20 protein-coding genes are annotated in these 25,123 nt (G+C 71.2%); 9 read left to right on the top strand and 11 right to left on the bottom strand.

What is annotated here, in order from left to right; translation table 11 throughout:
* Nucleotides 1–70: 70 nt before the first annotated feature.
* On the bottom strand, nucleotides 71–703 hold the full coding sequence (locus tag QT381_RS07480) for a TetR/AcrR family transcriptional regulator (protein WP_289248223.1): 633 nt from the start codon (nucleotides 701–703) through the stop codon (nucleotides 71–73).
* A 263-nt stretch (nucleotides 704–966) separates the two neighbouring features.
* Between QT381_RS07480 and QT381_RS07475 the strand changes: the two genes are divergently transcribed.
* The 6 genes from QT381_RS07475 (at nucleotide 967) to QT381_RS07450 (ending at nucleotide 9,152) form a co-directional block, all read left to right on the top strand.
* Nucleotides 967–3,519 (top strand): beta-glucosidase family protein, encoded by a 2,553-nt coding sequence (locus tag QT381_RS07475; protein WP_289248222.1) that lies wholly within the window; start codon nucleotides 967–969, stop codon nucleotides 3,517–3,519.
* A gap of 103 nt (nucleotides 3,520–3,622) precedes the next feature.
* Nucleotides 3,623–5,278, top strand: a complete 1,656-nt coding sequence (locus QT381_RS07470; RefSeq protein ID WP_289248221.1) for an ABC transporter substrate-binding protein — start codon at nucleotides 3,623–3,625, stop codon at nucleotides 5,276–5,278.
* Nucleotides 5,279–5,351: 73 nt separating this feature from the next.
* A complete protein-coding gene (locus QT381_RS07465) occupies nucleotides 5,352–6,257 on the top strand; it encodes an ABC transporter ATP-binding protein (protein ID WP_289248220.1) in 906 nt (301 codons plus the stop codon).
* Nucleotides 6,254–7,060, top strand: coding sequence for an ABC transporter ATP-binding protein (locus QT381_RS07460; protein WP_289248219.1), 807 nt, complete (start codon nucleotides 6,254–6,256; stop codon nucleotides 7,058–7,060). Before QT381_RS07465 ends, QT381_RS07460 begins: the two co-directional genes overlap by 4 nt.
* A complete protein-coding gene (locus QT381_RS07455) occupies nucleotides 7,057–8,040 on the top strand; it encodes an ABC transporter permease (RefSeq protein WP_289248216.1) in 984 nt (327 codons plus the stop codon). The genes QT381_RS07460 and QT381_RS07455 overlap by 4 nt, the downstream gene beginning before the upstream one ends.
* 2 nt (nucleotides 8,041–8,042) lie before the next feature.
* The gene (locus QT381_RS07450; protein ID WP_502877476.1) at nucleotides 8,043–9,152 is read left to right on the top strand and encodes an ABC transporter permease; all 1,110 of its coding nucleotides are present in this window, start codon (nucleotides 8,043–8,045) and stop codon (nucleotides 9,150–9,152) included.
* A 40-nt stretch (nucleotides 9,153–9,192) separates the two neighbouring features.
* Here QT381_RS07450 and QT381_RS07445 read toward each other — a convergent pair whose 3' ends face one another.
* From QT381_RS07445 to cas3, 10 genes are all read right to left on the bottom strand, one after another.
* Nucleotides 9,193–10,365, bottom strand: coding sequence for an MFS transporter (locus tag QT381_RS07445; protein WP_289248268.1), 1,173 nt, complete (start codon nucleotides 10,363–10,365; stop codon nucleotides 9,193–9,195).
* 232 nt (nucleotides 10,366–10,597) lie between these two features.
* Nucleotides 10,598–11,971: an allantoinase AllB gene (gene allB, locus QT381_RS07440; protein WP_289248215.1), complete on the bottom strand. Its 1,374-nt coding sequence runs from the start codon at nucleotides 11,969–11,971 to the stop codon at nucleotides 10,598–10,600.
* 46 nt (nucleotides 11,972–12,017) lie between these two features.
* Entirely contained in the window at nucleotides 12,018–12,371 is a 354-nt protein-coding gene (gene cas2e, locus QT381_RS07435) for a type I-E CRISPR-associated endoribonuclease Cas2e (RefSeq protein WP_289248214.1), read from the bottom strand.
* Nucleotide 12,372: 1 nt separating this feature from the next.
* Complete coding sequence (cas1e, locus tag QT381_RS07430) at nucleotides 12,373–13,314, bottom strand: type I-E CRISPR-associated endonuclease Cas1e (RefSeq protein WP_289248212.1); 942 nt, start codon at nucleotides 13,312–13,314, stop codon at nucleotides 12,373–12,375.
* The gene (gene cas6e / locus QT381_RS07425) at nucleotides 13,307–13,978 is read right to left on the bottom strand and encodes a type I-E CRISPR-associated protein Cas6/Cse3/CasE (RefSeq protein WP_289248210.1); all 672 of its coding nucleotides are present in this window, start codon (nucleotides 13,976–13,978) and stop codon (nucleotides 13,307–13,309) included. Before cas6e ends, cas1e begins: the two co-directional genes overlap by 8 nt.
* A complete protein-coding gene (cas5e, locus tag QT381_RS07420) occupies nucleotides 13,975–14,700 on the bottom strand; it encodes a type I-E CRISPR-associated protein Cas5/CasD (RefSeq protein WP_289248209.1) in 726 nt (241 codons plus the stop codon). The genes cas6e and cas5e overlap by 4 nt, the downstream gene beginning before the upstream one ends.
* 1 nt (nucleotide 14,701) lies before the next feature.
* Complete coding sequence (gene cas7e, locus QT381_RS07415; protein ID WP_289248208.1) at nucleotides 14,702–15,805, bottom strand: type I-E CRISPR-associated protein Cas7/Cse4/CasC; 1,104 nt, start codon at nucleotides 15,803–15,805, stop codon at nucleotides 14,702–14,704.
* Nucleotides 15,802–16,464 carry a type I-E CRISPR-associated protein Cse2/CasB gene (gene casB / locus QT381_RS07410; RefSeq protein WP_289248207.1) on the bottom strand — a complete coding sequence of 221 codons (663 nt, stop codon included), beginning with the start codon at nucleotides 16,462–16,464 and terminating at the stop codon, nucleotides 15,802–15,804. Before casB ends, cas7e begins: the two co-directional genes overlap by 4 nt.
* Complete coding sequence (gene casA / locus QT381_RS07405) at nucleotides 16,461–18,089, bottom strand: type I-E CRISPR-associated protein Cse1/CasA (RefSeq protein WP_289248206.1); 1,629 nt, start codon at nucleotides 18,087–18,089, stop codon at nucleotides 16,461–16,463. The genes casB and casA overlap by 4 nt, the downstream gene beginning before the upstream one ends.
* A gap of 37 nt (nucleotides 18,090–18,126) precedes the next feature.
* Nucleotides 18,127–20,925: a CRISPR-associated helicase Cas3' gene (cas3, locus tag QT381_RS07400; RefSeq protein WP_289248205.1), complete on the bottom strand. Its 2,799-nt coding sequence runs from the start codon at nucleotides 20,923–20,925 to the stop codon at nucleotides 18,127–18,129.
* A 670-nt stretch (nucleotides 20,926–21,595) separates the two neighbouring features.
* Between cas3 and metG the strand changes: the two genes are divergently transcribed.
* From metG to rsmA, 3 genes are read left to right on the top strand one after another with little or no spacing between them, the layout of a single operon-like run.
* Nucleotides 21,596–23,182 (top strand): methionine--tRNA ligase, encoded by a 1,587-nt coding sequence (gene metG / locus QT381_RS07395; RefSeq protein ID WP_289248204.1) that lies wholly within the window; start codon nucleotides 21,596–21,598, stop codon nucleotides 23,180–23,182.
* Nucleotides 23,179–24,177 carry a TatD family hydrolase gene (locus QT381_RS07390; RefSeq protein ID WP_502877475.1) on the top strand — a complete coding sequence of 333 codons (999 nt, stop codon included), beginning with the start codon at nucleotides 23,179–23,181 and terminating at the stop codon, nucleotides 24,175–24,177. The genes metG and QT381_RS07390 overlap by 4 nt, the downstream gene beginning before the upstream one ends.
* Nucleotides 24,165–25,067, top strand: coding sequence for a 16S rRNA (adenine(1518)-N(6)/adenine(1519)-N(6))-dimethyltransferase RsmA (gene rsmA / locus QT381_RS07385; protein WP_289248266.1), 903 nt, complete (start codon nucleotides 24,165–24,167; stop codon nucleotides 25,065–25,067). The genes QT381_RS07390 and rsmA overlap by 13 nt, the downstream gene beginning before the upstream one ends.
* Nucleotides 25,068–25,123 lie beyond the last annotated feature (56 nt).

Raw genomic sequence — 25,123 nt, 5'->3', positions numbered from 1 at the left:
GACGGTCCGCGTCGTCCTCACGCGCGCAGATCGTCCTCACACGGGGAAATGGGGGCGGGGCGGGGCGGGGTCAGGCCAGCGGCGACGGCCGCGGCGCGAGCACGGCCGAGACGATCGCCTCGATCGCGAACTCGCTCGCCGCGCCGAGGTCGACCGCGGTCGGGTCGAGCAGCCACTGCACCTGCAGGCCGTCCATGACCGCGAGGATGCTCGCCGAGCCGTGCGCGATGAGCGCGGTCTCGGTCACGCCGCGCTCCGCGCACACCTCGGCGAACGCGGCCGCGACGTCGGCGCGCAGCTGGCGGTAGCGGTTCTCGAAGTAGGCGCGGGCCGGGTGGCCGTCGGTGACCGATTCGCCCGAGAGCACGGCGTAGGCCTGCACGATGCCCGCGCGCTGGGCGTTCGCGAACGCGGTGCGCACGAGGTGCCGGAAGAGCTCGATGCCGCCCGGGATGTGCTGGTCGATGAGGTCCTGCACGTCGGTCTCGTCGCGGTAGGTCAGCACCTCGAGCAACAGTGCGTCCTTCGAGCCGAAGTGGTGCAGCACGCCCGCGTGGGTCATGTCGACCTGCTCGGCGATCTCGGCGAGCGGCCCGTTCTTGTAGCCCTTGCTGCCGAAGATCTCCATCGCGGCCTGCAGGATCTCGCGACGACGCGCGAGCGTCTCGGGACGCGATCGCGGCTGTCGTCTCGTGGTGCTCATGAGCGGCCATCCCTGGGTCGGCGGGTGGAGGGGCTGCAGCGGCGGGCGGGCGGGCCGTGCGGCGGGCGGAAAACGGCATGAGTCTACGCGGGCGCCGTCGCCGCCTCGACGGCTCCGGTTCGCGACGGTCGATCCGCGGCGCGCGGATCGGGTCTCCCGAATCGGACCGGACGGGCGGGTGGACCGCGGATGGCGGATGGTGGTTGATTTACTTACTGACAAGACGGTAACCTTCCCACGTCCGCTCGACGATGAGGAGCTCCGTGACCATCCAGTCCGCCCCCGCCGGCCTCGGCGCGTCGGGTCGCGAAGCCCTCGACGGCTACCGTGACCTCGCCCGCAGCCTGCCGATCGAGGACCGCGTGCGCCTGCTCACGGGTCGCACGATGTGGGAGCTGCACGCCCTGCCGCAGCTCGGGCTGCGCGCGATCGTCGTCTCCGACGGACCGGTCGGCGTGCGCGGCACCGGGGAGGATGCGGATGAGACCTCCGCGCTGTTCCCGACGCCGAGCGCGATCGCCGCGACGTGGGACCGCCGTCTCGCGATCGAGACCGGGCGGGCGTTCGCCCACGAGGCGCGGTCGCACGGCGTCGACGTCGTGCTCGCGCCGCAGCTCAACCTGCAGCGCACGCCCGTCGGCGGCCGCCACTTCGAGTGCTACTCCGAGGACCCGTTCCTCACCGGCGAGATCGGCACCGGCGTCGTCGAGGGCCTGCAGCGCTCCGGGGTCGCCGCGTGCGTCAAGCATTTCATCGCCAACGACTCCGAGACGGATCGCACGAGCTACATCTCCGAGGTCGACGCCCGCACGCTGCGCGAAGTCTACCTCGCCCCGTTCGAGCGCGCGATCGGGGTGGGGGCGTGGTCGTTCATGGCCGCCTACAACCGGGTCGACGACGGGGTCGAGACGGGCACGATGACCGCCCACCGGCACCTGCTCGTCGACCTGCTCAAGCACGAGCTCGGCTTCGACGGCGTCGTGGTCTCCGACTGGGCGGCGACCCGCCTCACCGAGGAGTCCGCGCTCGGCGGCCTCGACCTCGTGATGCCCGGCCCCCGGGGTCCGTGGGGCGACCGGCTGCTCGACGCCGTGCGCGCCGGTCGCGTGCCCGAGGGCGAGATCGACGACAAGGTGGCGCGCATTCTGCTGCTCGCGAGCCGGGTCGGCGCCCTCGGCGCCGCGCCGCTGCCGCTCGAGCCGGCCGGCGCGGCTCGCGACCTCATCCGTTCGCTCGCCGCCCGCGCGACCGTCGTGCTGCGCCGCGACGAGCGCGATCCGGTCTGGGACCGTCCGGCGCCCGCGCGCATCGCGCTCATCGGCGCGAACGCCGTGCGCCCGCACGTGCTCGGCGGGGGCAGCTCGACCGTGCACCCCGCGCATGTCGTGACGCCCGCCGAGGGGCTCGCGGCCCGCTGGCCCGACGCCGAGCTCACCGTGCACCGCGGGGGCGACACCCGCGCGCTCGCCCCGCTCCTCGACCTCGCCGGCCGCAGCACGGGTCGCCCCGCCGTGCGCGTGCGCCGGCTCGACGCCGCCGGCCGCGAGCTCGGCGTCGACGAGCTCGCCGACTGGGACGGCTGGCTGCGCGACCTGCCCGACGAGGTCGACGCCGTCGAGCTCGAGTTCGTCGCCCGCCTGCACGAGCCGGGCGACCACACCCTCGCCGTCGGCACCGTCGCGGGGCACCGGGTCGAGATCGACGGACGCGTGGTCGCCGAGGACGACGGCCGCGCCGGAGTCGAGGTCGTGCTCGACTCCTCGGTCAACAACCCCGCCGGGGTGCCTGTCGTCGTGCACGTCGACGAACCGCGCGACGTCGTCATCCGCAGCGCGCACCGCGTGACGCGGGCCGGCGGCTACGGGAACCTCGTGCGGGCCGCCGTGCGGCACGCCGTGCCCGGGCCCGGCGCCGAGCGCGAGATCGCGGATGCCGTGGCCGCCGCGCGAGCGGCCGACCTCGTCGTCGTCGTCGTCGGCACGAACGAGGAGAGCGAGAGCGAGGGCTGGGATCGCGAGACGCTCGCGCTGCCCGGCCGTCAGGACGAGCTCGTCGAGCGCGTGCTCGACGCCGTTCCGGATGCCGTGATCGTCGTCAACGCCGGCGCTCCCGTGCTGCTGCCGTGGCTCGACCGCGCACGCACCGTGCTCTGGGCGTGGTTCCCCGGCCAGGAGGCCGGGCACGCGCTCGCCGACGTGCTCGCGGGAGCGGTCGAGGCATCCGGCCGGCTGCCGTGGACGCTGCCGGCGCGCGCCGAGGACGTGCCGGTGCCCGACGCCGTGCCCGTCGACGGCCGCGTCGTCTACCGCGACGGCGTGCACGTCGGCTACCGCGCGTACGAGCGCGACGCGATCGAGCCCGCCGCGGCGTTCGGCGCCGGCCTCGGTTGGACCGACTGGCGCTACGACGCCGTGCTCGGCGTCGAGACGCACGACGGCGGCGGCCACGGCGGCGGCCACGGCGGCGGCGTCGTCGTCGAGGGCGACGTCGACGTCGACGTGCTCGTCACGAACACCGGCCAGCGCGACGGCCGCGAGGTCGTGCAGCTCTACCTCGAGGCGCCGCACCCCGTGCCGGGCGACCTCGACCGGCCCGCGCGCTGGCTCGGCGGCTTCGCCGTCGTGGACGTCGCCGCGGGCGAGTCCCGGCGCGTGACCGTCCGCGTGGCGCGCCGCCGGTTCGAGGTGTGGGACCCGCGCCTCGACGACTGGGCCCTGCCGGCCGGCTCGTACGGCATCCGACTGGGCCGATCCGTTCGCGACCTCCGACTGGGCACCGCGGTCCGGCTCGGGCTGGACGCCGTCGAGGAAGGGTGACGAGAGCACAGCACGCGGGGGACACTCGTAGCGGGGTGTCCGCATTCACATCCGAATCCACGTGCCCGGGGCAATCCGGGTGCGACCCTCAAAGGAGAGAGTTATGAGGATCCGATCCTCCCTGATCGCCGTGGGCGTCGTCGCAGCCTTCGCGCTGGCGGGCTGCAGCCCGTCCACCCCCGGTTCCGATGCGAACGGGGCCGCCGGCACGCTCACCATCGCGAAGCCCGACGGCGCCATCGCCACCGAGTCGAACAACCCCTACATCTCCGACTCGTCGGCGATGAAGCTCGGCTACATCAACGCCATCCTCGAACCGCTCGCGTTCGTCAACCTGATCAACCCGTCCGACCCGGTCAAGCCCTGGCTCGCCTCCGAGATCAGCTGGGCCGACGACTACCGGTCGGTGACCCTGACGGCCCGCGACGGCGTGACGTGGAACGACGGCGAGGACTTCAGCGCCGACGACATCGCGTTCACGTTCCAGCTGCTCAAGGACAACCCCGCGCTCGACACCGCCGCCCTCGGCATCACCGATGTCAGCGAGGACGGCTCGACGGTCACCATCTCGTTCGACAGCTCGATGTACGTGAAGCAGGACAAGGTGCTGCACAAGTACATCGTCCCCAAGCACGTCTGGGAGAAGGTCGACGACCCGACCACGTTCGAGAACAAGGAGCCGGTCGGCACCGGGCCCTACGAGCTCAGCCAGTACACCTCGGAGAGCGTCGAGCTCACCGCCCGCGACGACTACTGGGGCGGCGACGTCGCCGTGCCGACGCTGTACTACGTGTCCTACAACGACAACACCGCCCTCACCACGGCGCTCGCGAACGGCGACGCGGACTGGGCGCAGGCCGCGCTGCCGAACGTGCAGTCGGCCTACGTCGACAAGGACCCCGACCACAACGTGTACTGGGCCGCGAGCGGCCTCGGCATCGACGCGATGTTCGTCAACACGACCGAGAAGCCGTTCGACGACGTCGCGTTCCGCAAGGCGATCAACCTGGTCGTCGACCGGTCGAAGCACGCCTCGATCGCACGAGAGGGCGGCGTGCCGACCCTCGAGTCGGTCACCGGGCTGCCGAGCCCGGCGGGCGACGCGTTCATCCCGTCCTCGCTGTCCGACGACTACGCGGTCGACACGGATGCCGCGAAGGCCGTGCTCAAGGACGCCGGCTACACCTGGGACGGCGACGCGCTCGTCGACCCCGACGGCGACCCGGTGAGCTTCGAGCTCACGGTGCCGCAGGGCTGGAGCGACTACGTCACGGGCATCAGCCTGATCGCCGACTCGGCGAAGGAGCTGGGCGTGGACGCCACGGTCAACACCCCGGATGCCGACACCTGGCTCGCGGACATCGCGAACGGCGACTTCCAGGCGATCCTGCACTGGACCGACACGGGCGCGACGCCGTACGACCTGTACAGCGACATGATGGACGGCCGCTGGCTGAAGCCCGAGGGCGAGGCGGCGTCGTACAACTTCGGCCGCTTCGACAACGCCGACGCCACCGCGGCGCTCGACGCCTACGCGAACGCGTCGGACGACTCGACGCGCCAGACCGCGCTCGAGAAGGTGCAGCAGATCTTCGTCGACCAGGTGCCGACGATGCCGATCGGCACGCGCCCGTTCATCTCGGAGTACAACACCCGCAACTGGGTGGGGTGGCCGAGCGAGGACGACCCGTACATCAACGCGGATCCGACCCAGCCCACCGCGGTGCTCATCCTGACGCAGCTCACGGCCGCGAACTGAGAACCGCAGGGACCGCGCCGGGTGCTCCGGCATCCGGCGCGGTCCCGCCCTACCGATCGAAAGGCACGACGGAGTGACCACCGAACCGGGCCACGCGCCCCCGCTGCTGACCGTCAGCGACTTCAGCGTCGTCTACGACGTCGAGCCGCCCGTGGCGGCCGTGCGCGACGTCTCGTTCGAACTGCGGCGCGGCGAGATCCTCGGCCTCGCCGGGGAGTCGGGCTGCGGCAAGACCACGCTCGCCTACGGCATCCAGCGCCTGCTGCGCCCGCCAGCGGTCATCACGTCGGGCTCGGCCGTGCTGCACGACGAGGACGGCGTCGACGTCGACATCGCGCGACTCGACCCGGAGGCGCTGCGGCGCTTCCGCTGGGACCGGGTCTCGATGGTGTTCCAGGGCGCGATGAACGCGCACAACCCGGTCATGACGATCGGCCGCCAGCTCGCCGACGTGTTCACGACCCACCGCCCGCGGATGTCGCGGTCCGAGCGCACCCGCGAGTGCGCCGAGCTGCTCGACCTCGTCGGGGTCGGCCGCGAGCGCCTGCGCTCCTACCCGCACGAGCTCTCCGGCGGCATGCGCCAGCGCGTCATGATCGCCATGGCGCTCGCGCTCAAGCCGCAGCTGATGATCATGGACGAGCCCACCACGGCGCTCGACGTGCTCGTGCAGCGCGAGATCCTGCAGCAGATCTCCGAGCTGCGCAAGCGGTTCGGGTTCTCGGTCATCTTCATCACGCACGACCTGCCGCTGCTGCTCGAGATCTCCGACCGGATCGCCGTGATGCGCGAGGGGCGCATCGTCGAGCTCGACGACGCCGAGACCATCTACCGCGGCGCCAGGCACGAGTACACCCGCACCCTGCTGTCGTCGTTCCCGAGCCTCACGGGCGAGCGCGGCGGATTCGTGCGCGCCCACGAGGGCCAGGCGAGCGCGCAGGCGAGGCCCCGGCCCGCGCTCGCGGGGGGTGCCCGATGACGACCCTCGAGTTCTCCGGGGTGAGCAAGCGCTACCGCGTCCGCGGCGCCGGCGACATGCTCGCCCTCGACGACGTGAGCTTCGAGCTCTCCTCCGGCCGCACGATCGCCCTCGTCGGCCAGAGCGGCAGCGGCAAGTCGACGATCGCGAAGATCCTCACGCAGCTCGAGCGCCCGACGTCGGGGCGCATCCTGCTCGACGGCCGGCCCATCCCGCGGCGCGGCGGCGGCCTGCGCCGCTACCGGCAGCAGGTGCGGATGGTGTTCCAGGACCCGTTCGCGTCGCTGAATCCGTACCACACCATCCGTCACCATGTGGAGCGCCCGCTGCGGCTCGATCGGATCGTGCCGGCCGGCCAGGTCGACGCCGAGACCCGCCGACTGCTCGAGCGCGTGCGGCTCGACGTGGACCGCGTGATCGACCGGCGCCCGCACGAGCTCTCCGGTGGCCAGCGGCAGCGCGTCGCGATCGCCCGCGCGCTCGCGTCGCGGCCGTCGCTGCTCGTCGCCGACGAGCCGGTCTCGATGCTCGACGTCTCGATCCGCCTCGGCGTGCTCAATCTGCTCGCCGACCTGCAGCGCGAGTCGAACCTCGGCGTGCTCTACATCACGCACGACCTCGCCACGGCGCGGCACTTCAGCGACGAGATCATGGTGCTGCACCACGGCGAGGTCGTCGAGCGCGGCGTGGCGGACGAGGTCATCCTGCGGCCGCAGCATCCGTACACCCGCGCGCTGCGCGACGCGTCGCCCGACCCCGACGCGCACTTCGCGGCATCCGTCACCACCGGGAGCCGATCGTGAGATTCCTGCTGCGCCGCGGCGCCTTCTACCTGTTCACCGCGTGGGCGGCGATCACCATCAACTTCATCCTGCCCCGGATGATGAAGGGCGACCCCGTGTCGGCCTACCTCGCGAAGAACCAGGGCCGCATCAGCCCCGAGGCCGCCGACTCGATCCGCACCCTGTTCGGGCTCGACACCGGCCGGAACGTCGTGCAGCAGTATCTCGACTACTGGGTGCTGCTGTTCCGCGGCGACCTCGGCCGGTCGTTCTCGAAGGGGCTCGCGCCCGTGACCGACATCATCGCGCTCGCCCTGCCGTGGACGATCGGGCTCGTCGGCATCGCCACCGTCCTGTCGTTCTTCATCGGCACGAGCATCGGCGCCGTGATCGGCTGGCGGCGCGGCAGCCGCGCCGACTTCGTCGTGCCGTTCGCGACGTTCTTCTCGACCGTGCCGTACTTCTGGATGGGCCTCATCGCGATCGCCGTGTTCTCCACCTCGCTCGGCTGGTTCCCGGCCTCGCACGCGTTCGACAAGGGCGCGCGCCCCGGCCTCACGCTCGACTTCATCGGGCAGGTCGTGCAGCACGGCACGCTGCCCGCGATCACGATCGTCATCGCGTCCCTCGGCGGCTGGATCCTCGGCATGCGCAACATGACCGTCACCGTGCTCGACGAGGACTACATCACGGTCGCGCAGGCGAAGGGGCTGCGCCCGCGCCGCGTGCTCGTGAACTACGCCGCGCGCAACGCCGTGCTGCCGCAGCTGTCGAGCTTCGCGCTCTCGCTCGGCTTCATCGTCGGCGGCACGCTCGTCATGGAGCTCGTGTTCTCCTACCCGGGCGTCGGCAAGCTGCTGCTCGACGCGACGAGCGCGAAGGACTACCCGCTCATGCAGGGGCTGTTCCTCGTCATCACGCTCGCCGTGCTCGTCGCGAACATCATCGCCGACGTGGCGTACTCGATCCTCGACCCGCGCACGCGCCAGCTGGAGGCCTGACGATGGCATACCCCGACACCGCCCTGCAGGCCGTCGCCCCGCCGGTGCGCAGCCCCCGCCGCCGCACCGTGCTGTCGCGGGTCGCGAACGCGTTCGCGATGTTCCGCAACGGGAAGTCGATCACCGGGCTCGTCATCCTGGGCTTCTTCTGCCTCGTCGCGCTGTTCGGCGACCTCATCGCGCCCTACGGACCGCTCGACAAGGACTACACGGCGCTCAAGCAGCCGCCGTCGCTCACGCACCTGCTCGGCACGACCCACATGGGCGAGGACGTGCTCAGCCAGCTCATCTACGGCACGCGCGGGGTGCTCATCGTCGGGTTCATGGCGGGGGTCATCGCGACCGCGATCGCGATCGTCGTCGGCGTCACCGCGGGGTACGTGACCGGATGGCGCAGCGAGTCGCTCTCCGCGCTCACGAACGTGTTCCTCGTGCTGCCGGGACTGCCGCTCGTCATCATCGTGGCGTCGCAGTACGACGACCCCAACATCCTGCTCATCTCGACCGTGCTCGCGATCACGGGGTGGGCGTGGGGCGCGCGCGTGCTGCGGGCGCAGACCATGTCGCTGCGCAACCGCGACTTCGTGCAGGCGGCGCGCGCGAACGGCGAGCCGCTGCGGCGCATCATCGCCGTCGAGATGCTGCCGAACCTCATGGCCGTCATCGCGTCGAGCTTCGTCGGCACGGTGACCGCCGCCGTGCTCGGCCTCACGACGCTCGCGTTCATCGGCGTCATCCCGATCACGAACCTGAACTGGGGCACGATCCTGTTCTGGGCGCAGCAGAACGGCGCGTTCCCCGACTACTGGTGGTGGTACGTCCCGGCCGGCCTGTGCATCGCACTGCTCGGCACGGCCCTGTCGCTCATCAATTTCGGCATCGACGAGTACGTCAACCCGCGCCTGCGTTCGGCGGGGGAGCGCGCGCGGGCGATGCGCCGCGCGGGCGTCGCGGGCGTCGCGGCGTCGAGCGGTGTCACGGCGGTGCGGGCCGGGGCGGGTGCTGCCGGGGGTGCGGGTGCTGGTGCCGCGGGCAGGGCGGCGGCGACGGCCGAGGCGGCGGCGACGGCCGAGTCGGCGGCGGCGGCGGCGACGGCCGAGTCGGAGCGCTGACGCCGCCCGGGCAGCTCGGCGCGGTCAGTGCCGGGCGCGGTCAGTGCCGGGCGCGCTCGGTCTCGGCGGCGCGGGTCGGCACGAGCGGCACGGCGACGAGCGCGCACACCGCCGAGGCGACGAACGCGACCGGGTAGCCGGCGACGCCGATGAGCGCGCCGACCGCGGGTCCGACGACGGATGCCGCGACGAACTGCCCGGTGTTCTGCGCACCGAGAGCGCGGCCCGACCAGAACGGACCGGCGACCTCGGCGACCGAGGTGAACGCGAGCCCGTTGTCGGCGACCGAGATCGTCGTCGCCACGACGAACAGCGCGCACGCCGCGACGATCGCGGGCGGCCCGAGCGATCCGGCGAGGGCCGCCGCGCCCGCGAGCAGCCCCATCGCGGCGATGCCCGCGAGCGCCACCCAGCGCAGCGGGCGCACGCGCGAGCCGACCCGGTCGCTCAGCTGGCCGACGAGGATGCGCCCGATCGCCCCGACGAACTGGCTCGCGCCCACGATCAGCCCGGCGAGCGGCCCCGCGAGACCGAGCCCGACCGTCATCCAGACGAGCCCGAACGTGGACAGCGTGAACTGCGGCACGACGAGCAGCGCGCTCACCCCGTGCACGCGCCACAGGTAGCCGGAGGCGCGGTACGGGTTCGGGGTGGTCGCGGCATCCGTTCTCGGCGGTCGCGCCGGGTCGCGGATCACGACGGCGGATGCGGCCGCGAGGAGCGCGGTGAGCGCGAGCGGCAGCGCGATCGCCGCCGCGATCGAGAACCCGGCGAGCGGCGGGATCGCGAGCGCCGCGATCGTGACGCCGAGCGGCTGCGACATCTGCCGGATGCCCATCGCGAGGCCCCGGCGCCGCCTCGGGAACCAGCCCACGATGAGCCGGCCGGATGCCGCGTTCGTCGATCCGGATGCCGCGCCGCCGACGAGCAGGAACGCGCCGAGCGCCCCGTAGCCGGGGGCGAGCGCCGCGCCGAGGGCCGCGACGGCGACGAGCGCGAGGCCGCCGGCGATGACCCAGCGCTCGCCGACCCGGTCGACGAGCGCGCCCCACGCGATGAGGGTGAGCACGAGGCCGAACGTCGGCGCGGCGGCGAGCGTCCCGGCCTCGGCGAGCGAGAGCCCGCGCTCGGTGTGCAGCAGCGGGATGAGGAACGCCGGCGTGCTGACGAACACGGTGCCGGCCGCCTGTGCGGCGACCGCGACGGCGAGCATCGCCCACGCCCGTGCGGCGGGGCGGGGTGCGTCGGTCACCCCACCAAGCTATCGGGGCCCCTGTCGCTGAGGGGACGCATCCGGTCGCTCTGGGGTCCCGCATTCCGACCGGATGCGTCCCCTCAGTGGTGGGTGCAGGTGGTGGGTGGTGCGGGTGGTGGGTGCAGGTGGTGGGTGCAGGTGGTGGGTGTAGGTGGGTGGTGCAGGTGGTGGGCGGTGCAGGTGGTGGGCGTTACAGCTCCTGGGCGCGCGAGAGGAGCCCGCCGCGCGGGGTCGCGTCGGCGTCGAGCGGCTCGCCCGCGAGCCACACCCGGCGGGCGACGCCGTGCAGGTGGCGGCCGTCGAACGCGCTCACCTTGTTCTTGTGCCGCAGCTCGGCCGCGTGCACGTCGAACGCGTCGTCGGGTGCGAGGGCGACGAGGTCCGCATCCGCTCCGACCGCGATGCGGCCCTTGGCGGTGAGCCCGACGAGATCGGCGGTGCCGCGCGACATCCACTGCAGCACGCGGTCGAGCGGGAGGCCGCGGCGGCGCGCCTCGGTCCACACCGCGCTGAACCCGGTCTGCAGGCCGGCGATGCCGCCCCAGGCGCGCTGGAAGTCTCCGCCGTGCGCGAACTTGAGCTCGGCGGTCGACGGGGAGTGGTCGGTGACGACGACGTCGATGACGCCGTCGTCGAGCGCCTGCCAGAGCGCGTCACGGTTGGCGTCGTCGCGGATGGGCGGGCAGCACTTGAACTGCGTCGCGCCCGCCGGCACGTCCTCCTCGGCGATCGTGAGGTAGTGCGGGCAGGTCTCGACCGTGATCGGCAGCCCCTCCGCCTTCGCCGCCGCGAGCATCGGCACGGCGGCCGCGCTCGACAGGTGCAGGATGTGGGCGCGGGCGCCGGTGCGCCGCACCCCGTCGATGACGCGCTGGATCGCGGTCGTCTCCGCGGCATCCGGTCGGGACTCGACGAACGACCGGTAGTCGGTGCCGCCGTCGCGCACGTTCGCGTCGAGCACCCCCGGGTCCTCGGCGTGCACGATGAGCAGCGCCTCGAGGTCGGCGATCTCGTCGAGCGCGGCGTTCAGCTGGTCGGGGTCGAGGTGGCCGAACTCGTCGATGCCGGACGGCGCGAGGAAGCACTTGAAGCCGTAGACGCCGGCGTCCCACAGCTCGGCGAGGCTGCCGAGGTTCTCGGGCACCGCGCCGCCCCAGAACCCGACGTCGACGACCGCCTGGTCGGCCGCGACCTCGCGCTTGATGTGCAGCGCCTCGAGCGTGATCGTGGTGGGCACGCTGTTGAGCGGCATGTCGATGATCGTCGTGACGCCCGTCGCGGCCGCCGCGCGGGTCGCCGACAGGAAGCCCTCCCACTCGGTGCGCCCGGGCTCGTTGACGTGCACGTGCGTGTCGACGATCCCCGGGATGAGCACCTCGTCGGCGCCGAGCTCGGTCGTCGGGCCGTCGAGCGGCGTCGCGCTGACCGCGGCGATGACGCCGTCCCGGATGCCGACCCACGCCTCGGCGGGACCCTCCGGCAGGTACACGGATGCCGCATGCAGCACGGCGTCGAAGGCGCGGGCGTCGTCGCCACGGCCGCGCGGGGCGGGCTCAGTGCTCATGCGCGCCACGCTACGCCCGGCGCGTTACGCGCCCGTGTCGCGTCCGTCAGGTCGGAGAGCGCCGGCGCGCCATTCGGTAGCGCGAAGCGTTGCTCCAGCCTGGGCGCATCGCGCTCGGCGGTGGATCCGTGCTGGGCCGGAGCATGAGGGTGACGCCGTCGACGTCCATCGGCGTCCAGTCGTGCCGGTGCACGCGGAAGGCCAATCGCTGCTCGCCCTGTGCGGAGTGAACGAGGATTGCACGGCCGTCCTTGACGAGTTCCAGCACGCGGCCCCACAGCAGGTCCCGCACGCGCGCCGTGACGACGCCGACGAAGATGCCAGGGGCAATCTCGAGCAGCCAGCGGGTGAGATGACCGCGCAGTCCCGCTGGACAAGCGGTGAGCACGAAGACGACCATCTCACTCTCCTGTTCCATAGGAGCGACCGGACGCGACATGGCGACCTTGGCCATCCCACAGCTCGACGACGTTGTCGAGGAGGTTCGCCTCGGTCTCGTCGGTCGGGAGCAGGAGCGTGCGGATGTCCCGCGAGCAGCGCGAGAGCACTCCGTTGGCGACAATCGCATCCCGTACCGCGTGGCGCGTGGCCGACTCGATGTCCTCGGGTCCGGCGGCGACCGCGTCGAAAGCGATCGGGATGGTGATCTCGGCCTTGTACAGGTCGGCGATGTCGAAGACGAAGGAGCGGGCGTGCCCGGTGTGCACGAATCCGAGGCCCGGGGTGCCACCGAGGGCAACGACGACAGCGTGCACTACGCCGTACAGGCACTGATGTGCCGAGGTGAGTGCCGTGTTGATGACGTCACCGCCCGCGAAATCGTCGGGGTCGTAGGTGCGGCCCGTCCAGGGCACTCCCGTACGGCGCGACTCATTGCGATAGATCGCTCGCACCCGCGCCCCCTCGCGTCCGCGCAACTGCTGCATAGTGAGAGTGCCGACCTCTTCGTCGGCGAAACGCATGCCGTACATGGCACGCGCGACCGCGAGACGCGAGCTCTGATTCGACACGAGCCGCGCCTGAGCGTCCAGCAGTCGGCTGCGACGAGCCAGACTTCGGCCGTGCGCGTAGTAGCGAACCCCTTGCTCGCCCACCCAGACCGCCGTCGAACCACTTTCCGCGAGCAGCACGATCGCCTGGTGGGTGACCGACGTGCCCGGGCCGAGCAGGAGAGCGCCGAGCGACGCGGCCGGGATATGAACCGTGCCGCGTGCATCTGTTGCGGTGATCGCGTTCTGGTCGCGGTGGATGACCGCGTGCTCGAGGCAGATGAACGAGATCCGATCTTCCGCGCGCACGAGTTCGGGCAGCTCGGGCGGCGGCGGACCGGGGCGTTTAGCCACCTGTCCGTTCCGCGGCGGACAGCGGCGCGAGCGTCAGCAAGCCGCATCCGTACCCCTTCGCTCGGCCGATGCCTGCGACGAGCGCATGGCGCAAAGCTGCCGCATCCGTGACCACGAGCTGACCGTCGAACTGGGCGACGTCGAGCGTGACGGTCGCCTCCCCTCGCCGGAAACGCACGCGTTCGCGCCGACTGACGAGCAGGTCCGCGTTCGGGTCGCCGACCACCTCGAACCCCGACGTGCCGGCCCGATCGCGCAGCCAGGTCTCCTGCTGCGCGACGGTTACGTGACCGAGCCGCTTGACGCGGCCGTCGTCGAGCCGAGCAGTATGCACGGGATTCGCCGCGAGGCGGAACAGCCAGCGCTGACCGTCGTTGAGTCGCGCGAGCAGGGCGTCGTACTCCCGAGTCTCCCACGCGCTCGTAGTCGGCCATCCGGCCTGCTCGACGAGGTGGGTGAGATCGGGTCGTTCCGGGCTGACGATGTACAACGTGGTGCGGCGGTCCGCTCCTGCGTCGACGCGCCAGAGCACGCGCTCGTCCTCGAAGCCGCTGCCCGGCGCGAACCCCGAGAGCACGGCCGCGTGCATGGCCTGACGTGACGTGAGAAGCAGGCGCGCCTGGCGGCGGGCAGCGTTGATCGGCATCCGCGTGAGGTAGCTCATCGGCCGCTCACCGCTGCGAAGGGGTCGTGCTCGGGTGGGGTGGACCGGTTCGCGTTGACGGATGCGGGGGCGCGGAAGTCGGGATTGAGAACGCTCGTGTGCTCGCGCACGACTGTGCGCCATCCGTAGTTCCGATGCTCCTCGGCGAAGCTCAGCGGCTCGTCGGCGACGCTCTCGCCGCTCTCTCCAGCGTGCGCGTCGCGCGCGATCTCGAGGTCGACGGAGTCGGACCGGGTGTTGCGGCGGTGCCAACGAGCCGCGACCCACTCGGCGGATCGCAGCGTCTCATCGAGGCCCGCGTCGACGATCCGATGCACGATCGGGTGGGTCGGCGGGCACGAACGCCGTCCAAGGTAGAGCGGGAACTCCGGACCGCGGATGGCGTCGGCGATTCCTTCGAGCAGTGATCGGTCGCCCTCGATGCCGGCGAGAAAGCACGCATCGCCCAGGTAGAACCGGTAGGAGAGCTTGGAGTTCGCGTCACCGGGCGCGCGCGCAGTGTGGAAGTCGCGCACGAGTCGCCCCGGCTGGTCCGCGCGCACGCCGAAACGCAGTGCGACGAGATCCTCGATCGGGTCGCTGCGCCGCCGCCCCTGCGCCGCCGCGATGAGCCCGACGATCCCGCTCTTGGTGGGCTCGTGACGCGTCTGGCGGCGGGAGAACCGGCTCGCGTCGCCCCAGGACTGCAGAGGGCCCGCGAGCCGCAGCAGGAGGACGCCCACCTCAGACTCCCGCGACGTGGTCGCCGACCCGCTGCACGAGTTCGTCGAAGGTCACCTCTTCGCCGATCGCCGAGACGCCGCCCGTCGCCTCGCCGACGCGCACGACAAAGGAGGAGGTCGCTCCGGGTCCGTAGGCGCGGCTGATTTCGGCCGCGTAGTCGGCGAGACGTGCCGACGCCTCGGCGAGTCGCCCGCGCGCCGACGTCGCAGTGACGGCCTCTTCGAACGCGCCCGAGAAGTTCACCGGCTGGTCGCTGCGCACGAGCGCGACGACGACGTCGGGCAGCGTGCGGTTCGCGAAGGTGTTCTGCTTTCCGGTCGGCATGCTCGTGACGAACGCACGGATGAAGGCGCGCACGGCCTCGACGGTCGGGGCCGCGTCATCCGGGTCGAGAGTCGAGCGCAGAGCGGTCGCGTTGATGGTCGCGTAGCGGTACAACGTGGACGAATTGAACTCGACGGTGCCGATCATGGCGGCGCCCGCATCCTCGTCGTCGCCCTTGAGATCGTCGACGGCGGTGAAGTAGTCGAACTCGTTCTCGACGGCGTGCACGCTGATCGCGTGAGCCACCTGCACGGTCGCATCCACGGAGAGATCGGTCGCGTCGGCGACCATCCGCCCGAAGAGGGCAACATCGACACTGTGGGCGGTGTCGGCGGCGGCCTTGGCGGTCTTCTTGTCGATCGCGCCATCGGACTCGATCGCGAGTGTCGCGAGCCGCGCAACCTGGGCTCGGCTCAGGAAGAGTAGGTAGCCGCTCTCGCTGAGCTGGTCCTCACCCTTCTTCGGCTTCGTGAGCTTGATGCCCGCTGCGTCGAGCACGGCCCACGCCAGTTCGGCGGCGCTCTCGCTGAGAGCGGGTCGCTGCCGTTCGATCTCGGCGGCTACGAGCTCGACGACGCGCTTGGTGCGCACGCCGAGCTTCGAAGCGTCGATCAACTTCGGGAACGCATCTCGCGCTGCCTTCTTCTGCGCCTGGCTCGAGATGCGGGCGCGAGTGACACCGCCGTACACGGCGCTCTTCGGGCTCCCCGTGTCGTCACGGTTGATGTTGCTCGGCGGGACGGTCTGCAGCACGTGCAGATCGATGAAAGTCGGGCTCACTGGTCGGTTCCGTTCTCGAGGCTCGTGTCGGCGCTCGTCGTGGTGCTGCTGTGTTCATCGGTCGGGGTCGTGGGGTCGGGTCGGGTGTAGTACTCGCGACCCCATCGCCGAAGCACGGCACTCCGGCGTTCGGGGTTCTGCAGCTGGATCAGGTCGCTCGCGAGGAGGCCGTAATCGAGCGGGATGCGGCGCGCGCTCATCTGCGTCACGAGTCCCCGAGCATGGTGGAGCACCTCGCGTAGGTCGACGGCGGTCGCGACCGCCTCGAATCGTCGACGGACGGCAGCGTCACTGCCCGAGTCCGTGGCGAGGCGTTGTGCCGCACGGCCGAAACCGACGCCGCGTCGGTGCATGGACTCGCTGCGACTTTGCTGATGCACGGCGAAGAGCCCGAGCGTCGCGTGCACCGCGCTTTCGGCGGGTGATGCAGCGTCGCCCCGACCCAGGAACGCGGGGGGAAAGTCGGTATACACAATCCGCCAGACCCGCGGGTCACTCGCGGCGTCACTGCCGACCGAGGTGCGCAGATGCGCGAGATCGGCGGCAGCACCCGTCGAAGAGTGGGCCAGACCTCGGTGGAGGGCGCCGACGCGCCGCCACACGAAGTCGATCAGGTCCGCATACGGTCCACTCGCGGGCGAGGGAGTGTCATCCGTCATGCTGTGGCCTCTTCCATCTGCTCGTCGATCCGGTCGTCATGAGCGTTCTGTGCGCGCGGGAGCGCCTTCGCGAGCCCACCGAGGAACCAGCGGTGCGCGATCGCGGCGTTCACGAGTCGCTCGGTGCCACCGAGACCCTTCACGTCCCGGCCGCGCCAGGCGGGTGCGCCCGCCGCCTCGACGAGATTGTCGGCGTGGGCGAGGAGGATCGTTCGCGCGGCGTCGACCCACGCTCGCGTCGCCGTGTCCCGGTCCGTGTCGGCGTTCAACTCGCGCAGCCATGCCCGGTACGGCTGGTCGAGGGCGTCGTAGGCGAGCTCCGTCGATCGATCCCTGGCGCCGTCGCTCGAGCCTCCGGCTGCCAGTTCGAGATTCCTCGCGAGGTCGCCGAGCGCGCGCACCCCGAGCTCGGCGGCGGCCGCCATGTCGATCGCCTTCTGTGCGACCGTCGCAGCATCGCGGCCCAGCATGGAGAGGCGGATGTCGACGCGATCGGCGAGTACGTCGACGATCACCGAGTCCTGGGTGCCGTACTCAATACCGATCGTGCGGGTGCGCACGATCGCGTCGTCGGTCAGCGCGCCCGCGGCGCGCATCTCGGCGAGCCAGGTGAGGGTACGTGGTGCGTCCGTGTCTTCTCGGGCGGCTTCGATGTGCGGCAGCAGAGAGCCCAGCCCTCGCCATGCGGCCCGATCGGGACGATGCCGCACGGGCAGCTTCACGACTGTGCCCTGCTGTTTCGAATAGGCCTCGCTGCGGCGCCACGCGGTCATGAACTCGTAGGACTGGCCGTTCTGCAGCGGCGGACGATCGCCGTAGCAGACGACTGCCCCGCTCGCCCCGGACTCGTCGTACACGAGGCGGATGCGACGCGACTGCCAGGTGTAGAACTCGGCGGGTCCACGCGGAGCGGGGGAGGAGCGGCCTTCTTCGGCAGGTCCGAGCGGGCTCCGCTCCCACGCGGGTTCATCGTCGGGATCGAGCGGATAACCCTCGCGGTCGCCGAGCACCAGATTGAGTACGAGTGTCTCAGCGAGCGTCTCGCCTTCGATGACCACCCCGCCGAGCGATCCAGCGCCGCCCGTTCCGAGCGGATACACCTTGCCGCCTTTTGCCCGAGGATCGCCCAGAGCACTGCCATGAATACCGGCCAGCCCATAGCTGTGTGAGTGCAGCACGAATCGCGCTGCCTCAGCGAACGAGATCCGGGCGACGCCGGCACCGCGCCGCATGCTGAACAGGCCCCCGCCCGATGCATCCGGCAGCAGCCGATCGAGCGTGGCATCTGCATCCGGCTTGCCCGTGGTCAAGTTGGCCGTCTGAAAGAAGGGAGCCGCGTCGTCGAGCAGGTCGAAGCGGTGCCGCCAGTGCTCGAGGTAGTCGAGGACGCGCTGGGTCGGCAACCCGTCGCGTCGCAACGACGCCCAGGTGCTGATCGGGTCGTCGAACTCGCCGAGCGCGCGCTCGAGGATCGCGAGCAGCACGCGCAGGATCGCGAAATCGACGGTCGGCAGCTCCGTGGCGAGGCCCCGGATGTCGTCCGCGCGCCGGAAGACATCCGCGAGCGAGAGCTCCGCGGTCGCGCCGTCGCGCGTGGCCACCGGAATCCACGGCTCGTCGATCAATGAATAAGTGGTCATGCGGCACCCCCTGTTCGCTGAGTCAATCGCAAGCCCCAGACATTCGCTCGGGCTCGGCGGCGGTGCCGACGAGTAGCCCCAGATCGGCGTCGTAGCGGATCGGTATGCCGTCGATCTCGCCGCACAGGCGCTCGTCGAGTTCGAGCACGAGTTGCCCTGCGAGGAAGCGTGACCTCTGCCAGCCCGGGTACACGGTCTTCTCGAGCGCGTTGATCGTGCGCTCGATCGCCCACGACCGACTGAATCGCGGGGGCAGTCGGATCGTGCATCCCGCGAGCGCGAGCGCGAGGGAGAAAGCGGGCTCGTCGTGCTCGGGCACGCGCGCGTCGCCGTACTGCTCGAGGTCGTCGAGCATTCGTAGCTCGCCGTCGACCCGGCGCAGCACGATGACCTCGATGCTCGCGTCGCTGTCGCGGACCTGCTGCTGACCGAGGACGGAGTCCTCGTCGAGTCGACCGACGCCAGCGGCGAGGAGTCCGACGAGCGTCCGCGTCGGTGCCGAGGGGGCGGGTAGAAGGTATGTGCCGGCCCGACGTCGTTGATCGGCGCGTGCGCGTCGCGTCGCCGCATCCGCCTCGACCCAGGCGCTGACCCAGTCCGCCGGCATGGGCGGCGCGGCGCTCGCCGCGGTCGCGACGAGGCCGGGGACGTCGTCCGGCAGCGTGAGCGGCCGGCCAGCGAGGTGGGGGGCGAGGCCTGCGAGGCTCGCGAGCGTCGCCGCCGACTCGTAGATCGTGTCGACGCCGGCCACGAGCGTCGGTGGGCTGGTCGACCAGTCCACTCCCGTCACGACAAGCCGCGGTGCGGTGACCGCCGTCGGGCGATCGTCCCTATCGTGGCGGTGCAGGCGTCCGACGCGCTGCAAGATCAGATCGATGGGCGCGAGGTCGCTCACCATGAGGTCGACGTCGATGTCGAGACTCTGCTCGAGCACCTGGGTGCCGACGACGATGAACGGTCGCTCGTCGTCCGCGCGGGTGGGGCGACCGGGTCCGAGGCGTGTCCGGAGTGCTGCCTCTCGGCGCATCCGGTGCGCCGCGACGAGCCGGGCGTGCACGATCTCGACATCGGCGTGCGGCATGCGCTCGCGCAGCATCCGGGCCGTGTCCTGCGCGCGACGGACGGTGTTGCGGATGACGGCGGCGCTCCCGCCACGCTCGAGCGCCTCGGTGAGAAGCGTGACGAGCGTGTCGTCGTCATCCTGGACGGCCTCGACCTGCATGACCGAGGAGCGGCCGGAGGCAGCGGGCCTCACGACCTGTGGCACCCCGTTCGCGGTCACGGACGTGATCAGGGGATAGGCGGCCTCCTCGAGCATCTCGGGGAACCGAACGGTCGCTCGCCTGCCGTTCCGGCCCGGCGGTGTGCCAGCATAAGCGGCCGCGAGGCTCTCCCGCAGAGCCGGGTCGAGCGTCGCAGAGAGCAGGATCGTCGGCACACGATATGCGCCGAGCCATGCGACCAGGCGATGGGCGTATTCGAGCATGTAGCTGTCGCTGGCGTGGACCTCGTCGATGACCACGACCTTGGACGCGAGCGCGAGCTGACGCAGGGCGACGTGCTTCACCTTGAGGGCTCCGAAGAGGTCCTGGTCGATGGTGCCCACGAGGATGCTCGCGAGGGCGCCCTTCTTGCGACCGCTCATCCAGGCGTGCGTCACGAGACCCCGAGTGGTCCCGTCACCGCGCGTCATGACCGCCGGGTCGTCGTACAGGTCGATGACGTCCCCGAGGTGCACGAGCCCGCGGAAGTCGTCGTTCAGGAAGGCCTTGCCGTGAGCGAGGTGGCTGGTCTGGATACCATCGCTCGCGCGGCCCAGCCAGTCGCGCACGCGGCCGAACATCCCGTCGCTCGTCGCCATCGTCGGTAGCGCGACGCCCACGCCACCGCATCCGGCGCGTGCGGCGAGGATCTCCGCGACGAGGAGAGCGAGCTCGGTCTTGCCCTCGCCCATCGGAGCTTCCACGATGAGCAGACGGTGCGGATCTCCCGAGCGCGCGAGTTCGATCGCTGCGCGCTGCACGGGACGGAGCGTCACTCCGTGTGGGAGATCGAATCGCGCGTGGAACAGTTCGTCCGCATCACCCGCCGGCTCGGTGGGCGTCCACGGCGCGACGAGACCGAGGCGCTGCCATGCCGCATCGACGCGGTTGTCAAGCTGGTGATTGTCCGGTGCGAGGGGGAAATGATCGGCGGAGCTCGCAATCCAGTCCGCCATGATCACGAGGCCCGTGACGATCATCTGAACCGTCTTCGGCAGTGGACGGTCGCGCGCGCGATCGAGTGCGCGCGCGGCATCCGTTATCTCCGTGGCGAAGTCGAGCAACTCGTCCTGGGCGACCACCCATGGTCCTTCCCCGACGTGGTCCGTGCGGAGTGCGACCTCCTGCAGCGCGTGATCGTCCGGCGGGGCACCGTGGTGGCCGCCGGGGACGATCGCGTAGCTGGTCGCCGTCGTGGGGTTCCAGCCGCGCGCTACGAGCCAGCGCTCGAGCACGAGGTGACTGACGATCGAGTGCGGTGCTCGCCGCGAATCGACGGGGTCGGGGAAGGTCAGTCCGGCTGTGCGGATGCGCTCCTTGAGGAGAGGCACCTGGCTGACGAACGCCGGGCTTGCTTTGCCGATGTCGTGCACGGCTGCGAGCCAGATCACGACGGTTCGCGCGTCCTCCGGATCGCCGATCGCCTCGGCGACAAGGCCGCGCAGGTGCGGGGAGAGCCAGTGATCCCAGAGCCTCTCGGCGACGCCTCCGCTGTCTGCCATGTGCACGGCGAGCGGGAGACTCGCATCGTTCGCCTCGCGCGCGTATTTTGCCCACATGGCGGCTGCGCGTCGGCCGAGCGCGGCGACCGAGTCTGAGATTGCTGGTTGAGCGACGATAAATCAAACGTACAACTCTGACGGTTTACCCGCACGGCCCCATTGCGAGTGACACTCAGCGGGCCGGCCAAGGCGGGTCTGACCATGTCCGATCTCATCGACGAACTGCACGGACAGCGCGTCGGAACTCCGAGCTCGCCCGCTTGGTGCGCCCGGACCCCTACGGCACGATCGGCATGCTGGCCCGGTACGGCCGCGATGTCGCTGGAGCCATCCAGATCTGGGACCCCGACCATCCCCGACAGCCGCGCGAGCCGCGCCTCCAGCCGCTGACCCACGACGAGATCGTCGCAGGACGCGGATGGTGACGCCCGTCGCCGAATGTGTAGTGGGGAGGGGCGACCCGCTCCGGTCGACGCTCGAGTCGTGGGGTGATCCGGGCGGGGCTTCGAGACGCGGGCTCGCTGCGCTCGCTCGCTCCTCAGCCAGCAGGCCCGCGTCCTCAGCCAGCGGGAGTCTCCCCGGCCAGCGCGAGCCTCCTCAGCCAGCGGGCGGCCTCCTCGGCCGGCGCGAGCCTCCCCGGCCGGCGCGAGCCTGCGCCAGCGGTCCGCCGCCGCGGGCCGCCACACCGGCTCGGTCACAGCATCCGTCGCTCCGTAGACTGGAAGGCATGCCCGCGGGAGATCCCTTCTACATCACGACGCCGATCTTCTACGTCAACGATGTGCCGCACATCGGCCACGCGTACACGGAGGTCGCGGCGGACGTGCTCGCGCGCTGGCACCGTCAGGCCGGCGACGACACCTGGCTGCTGACCGGCACGGACGAGCACGGCCAGAAGATCCTGCGTACCGCGGTCGCGAACGACACGACCCCGAAGGAGTGGGCCGACAAGCTCGTCGCCGACGCCTGGATCCCGCTGCTCGAGACCGTCGGCATCGCCAACGACGACTTCATCCGCACCACCGACGCGCGTCACGAGAACGGCGTGCTCGTCTTCCTGAACAAGCTCTACGACGACGGCTTCATCTACTCGGGCGAGTACGAGGGCTACTACTGCGTCGGCTGCGAGGAGTACAAGCAGCTCGACGACCTGCTCGAGACGCCCGACGGCGACTTCGCCGGGCAGCTGGTCTGCAAGATCCACGGCCGCCCGATCGAGGTGCTGCAGGAGACGAACTACTTCTTCCGGATGAGCCAGTTCGAGCAGAAGCTGCTCGACCTCTACGAGTCGCAGCCCGACTTCATCCAGCCGGAGAGCGTGCGCAACGAGATCATCCAGTTCGTCAAGCAGGGTCTGCAGGATCTGTCGATCTCGCGCTCGAGCTTCGACTGGGGCATCCAGATCCCGTGGGACGAGCGCCACGTGCTGTACGTGTGGTTCGACGCGCTGCTCAATTACGCGACCGCCGCGGGCTACGGGTCGGATGCCGCCCAGTTCGCCCGCCGCTGGCCGGCCGTGCACATCGTCGGCAAGGACATCGCCCGCTTCCACGCCGTGATCTGGCCCGCCATGCTCATGGCCGCGGGCCTGCCGGTGCCGCGCCGCGTGTTCGGCCACGGCTGGCTGCTCGTCGGCGGCGAGAAGATGTCGAAGTCGAAGCTCACGGGCATCGCGCCGCACCAGATCACCGACACGTTCGGGTCGGACGCGTTCCGCTACTACTTCATGCGCGCGATCTCGTTCGGCCAGGACGGCTCCTTCTCGTGGGAGGACCTCTCCGCCCGCTACCAGGCCGAGCTCGCGAACGGCTTCGGCAACCTCGCGAGCCGCGTCACCGCGATGATCGGCCGCTATTTCGACGGCGTGCTGCCGGGCCCGAGCGAGTACACGGATGCCGACCTCGCGATCCAGCGCACGGTCGCGACCGCGGCGGAGGACGCCGACGTCGCGATCGAGCGTTTCGCCATCCACGAGTCGATCGCCGCGATCTGGACCATCGTCGACGACCTCAACGGGTACATCACCACGCAGGAGCCGTGGGTGCTCGCGAAGGACGACGCGAAGCGCGAGCGCCTCGCGACCGTGCTCTACACGGCCGCCGAGGGGCTGCGCGCGCTCGCCGTGCTGCTGAGCCCCGTGGTCCCGCTGGCGACCGCGAAGCTGTGGACCGCGCTCGGCCAGGAGGCCGCGCTCGGCGACCAGCGCATCCGTTCCGCCGGCGAGTGGGGCGTGCTGCGGCCCGGCACCGCGATCACGAAGCTCGAGGCGCTCTTCCCGCGCATCGAGACCACCGAGGACGCCGGCGCCGCGTGACCGACTCCGGCGCCCACATCCGTTCCCGGGAGGCGACCCCCGGCGACGGACGGCCGCGCCGCGACCTGACCCCGCCGCCGGCGCCGTCGCCGCTCACGGTCGGGGTCTACGACAACCACACGCACCTCGAGTACGCCGACCCTTCGACGGGCTCCCGCGGCGACAACCCGCTCGACTACCGCGAGGCGCTCGACCTCGCGAGCTCGGTGGGCGTGCGCGGCGTCGTGCAGGTCGGCACCGACGTCGAGACCTCGCGCTGGTCGGCCGAGATCGCCGCCGTCGAGCCGCGCGTCCTCGCCGCGGTCGCGATCCACCCGAACGACACCCCGGAGCTCGCCGCCCGGGGCGAGCTCGAGGCGGCCCTCGCCGTCATCGACGAGCTCGCTGTGCAGCCCCGTGTGCGCGCGATCGGCGAGACCGGGCTCGATTTCTACCGCACGGATGAGGCCGGTCGCCCGGCGCAGATCGCGGCGTTCGAGGCGCACATCGCGATCGCGAAGCGGCACGGCCTCGCGCTGCAGATCCACGACCGCGACGCGCACGGCACCGTGGTCTCGACCCTCGACCGGGTCGGCGCGCCCGATCGCACCGTGTTCCACTGCTTCTCGGGCGACGTCGCGCTCGCGCGGCTCGCGGTCGAGCGCGGCTGGTACCTCTCGTTCGCCGGCACCGTGACGTTCAAGAACGCGCAGAACCTGCGCGACGCGCTCGAGATCGTGCCACCGCACCTCATCCTCGTCGAGACGGATGCGCCCTTCCTCACCCCGGTGCCCTACCGCGGGCGGCCGAACTCGTCGTACCTCATCCCGTACACCGTGCGGGCGATGGCCGAGGTGCGCGGCACCGACCCGTCGATGCTCGCGGCGCTCATCGCCTCCAACACGGAGGCGGTCTACGGCACCTGGGACGCGCATCCGATCACCGAGCCGATCAGCGTGTTCGACCCGGTGCGATTCGACCACCGCGGATTCGACGAGCGCGGATTCGACCGGTGAGACTGCTCGGGCCGGCGGAGATCCGCGACCTCGCCGAGCTGCTCGGGGTGACTCCCACCAAGAAGTGGGGACAGAACTTCGTGCACGACGCGAACACGGTGCGGCGCATCGTGCAGCTCGCGCGCGTGACGGATGCCGACACCGTGCTCGAGGTCGGCCCCGGTCTCGGCTCGCTCACCCTCGGTCTGCTCGAGACGGGCGCGCCCGTCGTCGCGATCGAGATCGACCGGCGCCTCGCGGAGCAGCTACCGCGCACCGTCGCCGCGCAGGCCGCCGACGAACCTCGGTCGCAGGCCCCCTCGGCGCTGGCGTCGCCGCAACCCTGGCGCGTTGCTCATGGCTCCAGCGCGCGCCTCACTGTCATCAACGCCGACGCCCTGCAGGTCACCGAGCTCCCCGTCGCCCCGACGGTGCTCGTCGCGAACCTGCCGTACAACGTGAGCGTGCCCGTGCTCATCCACCTGCTCGAGCGGGTGCCGAGCCTCGAGCGCGGGGTCGTCATGGTGCAGGCCGAGGTCGGCCAGCGGCTCGCCGCCGCACCCGGGTCGAGGGTGTACGGGGCACCGAGTGCGAAGGTCGCCTGGTGGGCGCACTGGCGCGTCGCCGGCCAGGTGAGCCGTCAGGTGTTCTGGCCGGTGCCGAACGTCGACTCCGTGCTCGTCGCGTTCGAGAGGCACGACCCGCCCGGTTCCGACGACGAGCGCGTCACGACCTTCGCGGTCATCGACGCGGCGTTCGGCCAGCGGCGCAAGATGCTGCGCGGCGCTCTCGCGAGCCTCGCGGGCGACCCGGCCACGGCATCCGCGAAGCTCGAGGCGGCCGGTGTCGCGCCGACGGCGCGCGGCGAGGAACTGGCGCTCGTGGACTTCCTGCGCATCGCCCGCGCCTGATCCCCGCGCCTCCACAGCCTGTCCGGAGCCGTCGCGGCGAGACAGTAGGTTGATCG

Origin of the sequence: Galbitalea sp. SE-J8, assembly GCF_030345695.1 — a bacterium.
Lineage (GTDB): Bacteria > Actinomycetota > Actinomycetes > Actinomycetales > Microbacteriaceae > JAUASV01.
This window is presented reverse-complemented; position numbering and strand designations above follow the sequence as displayed.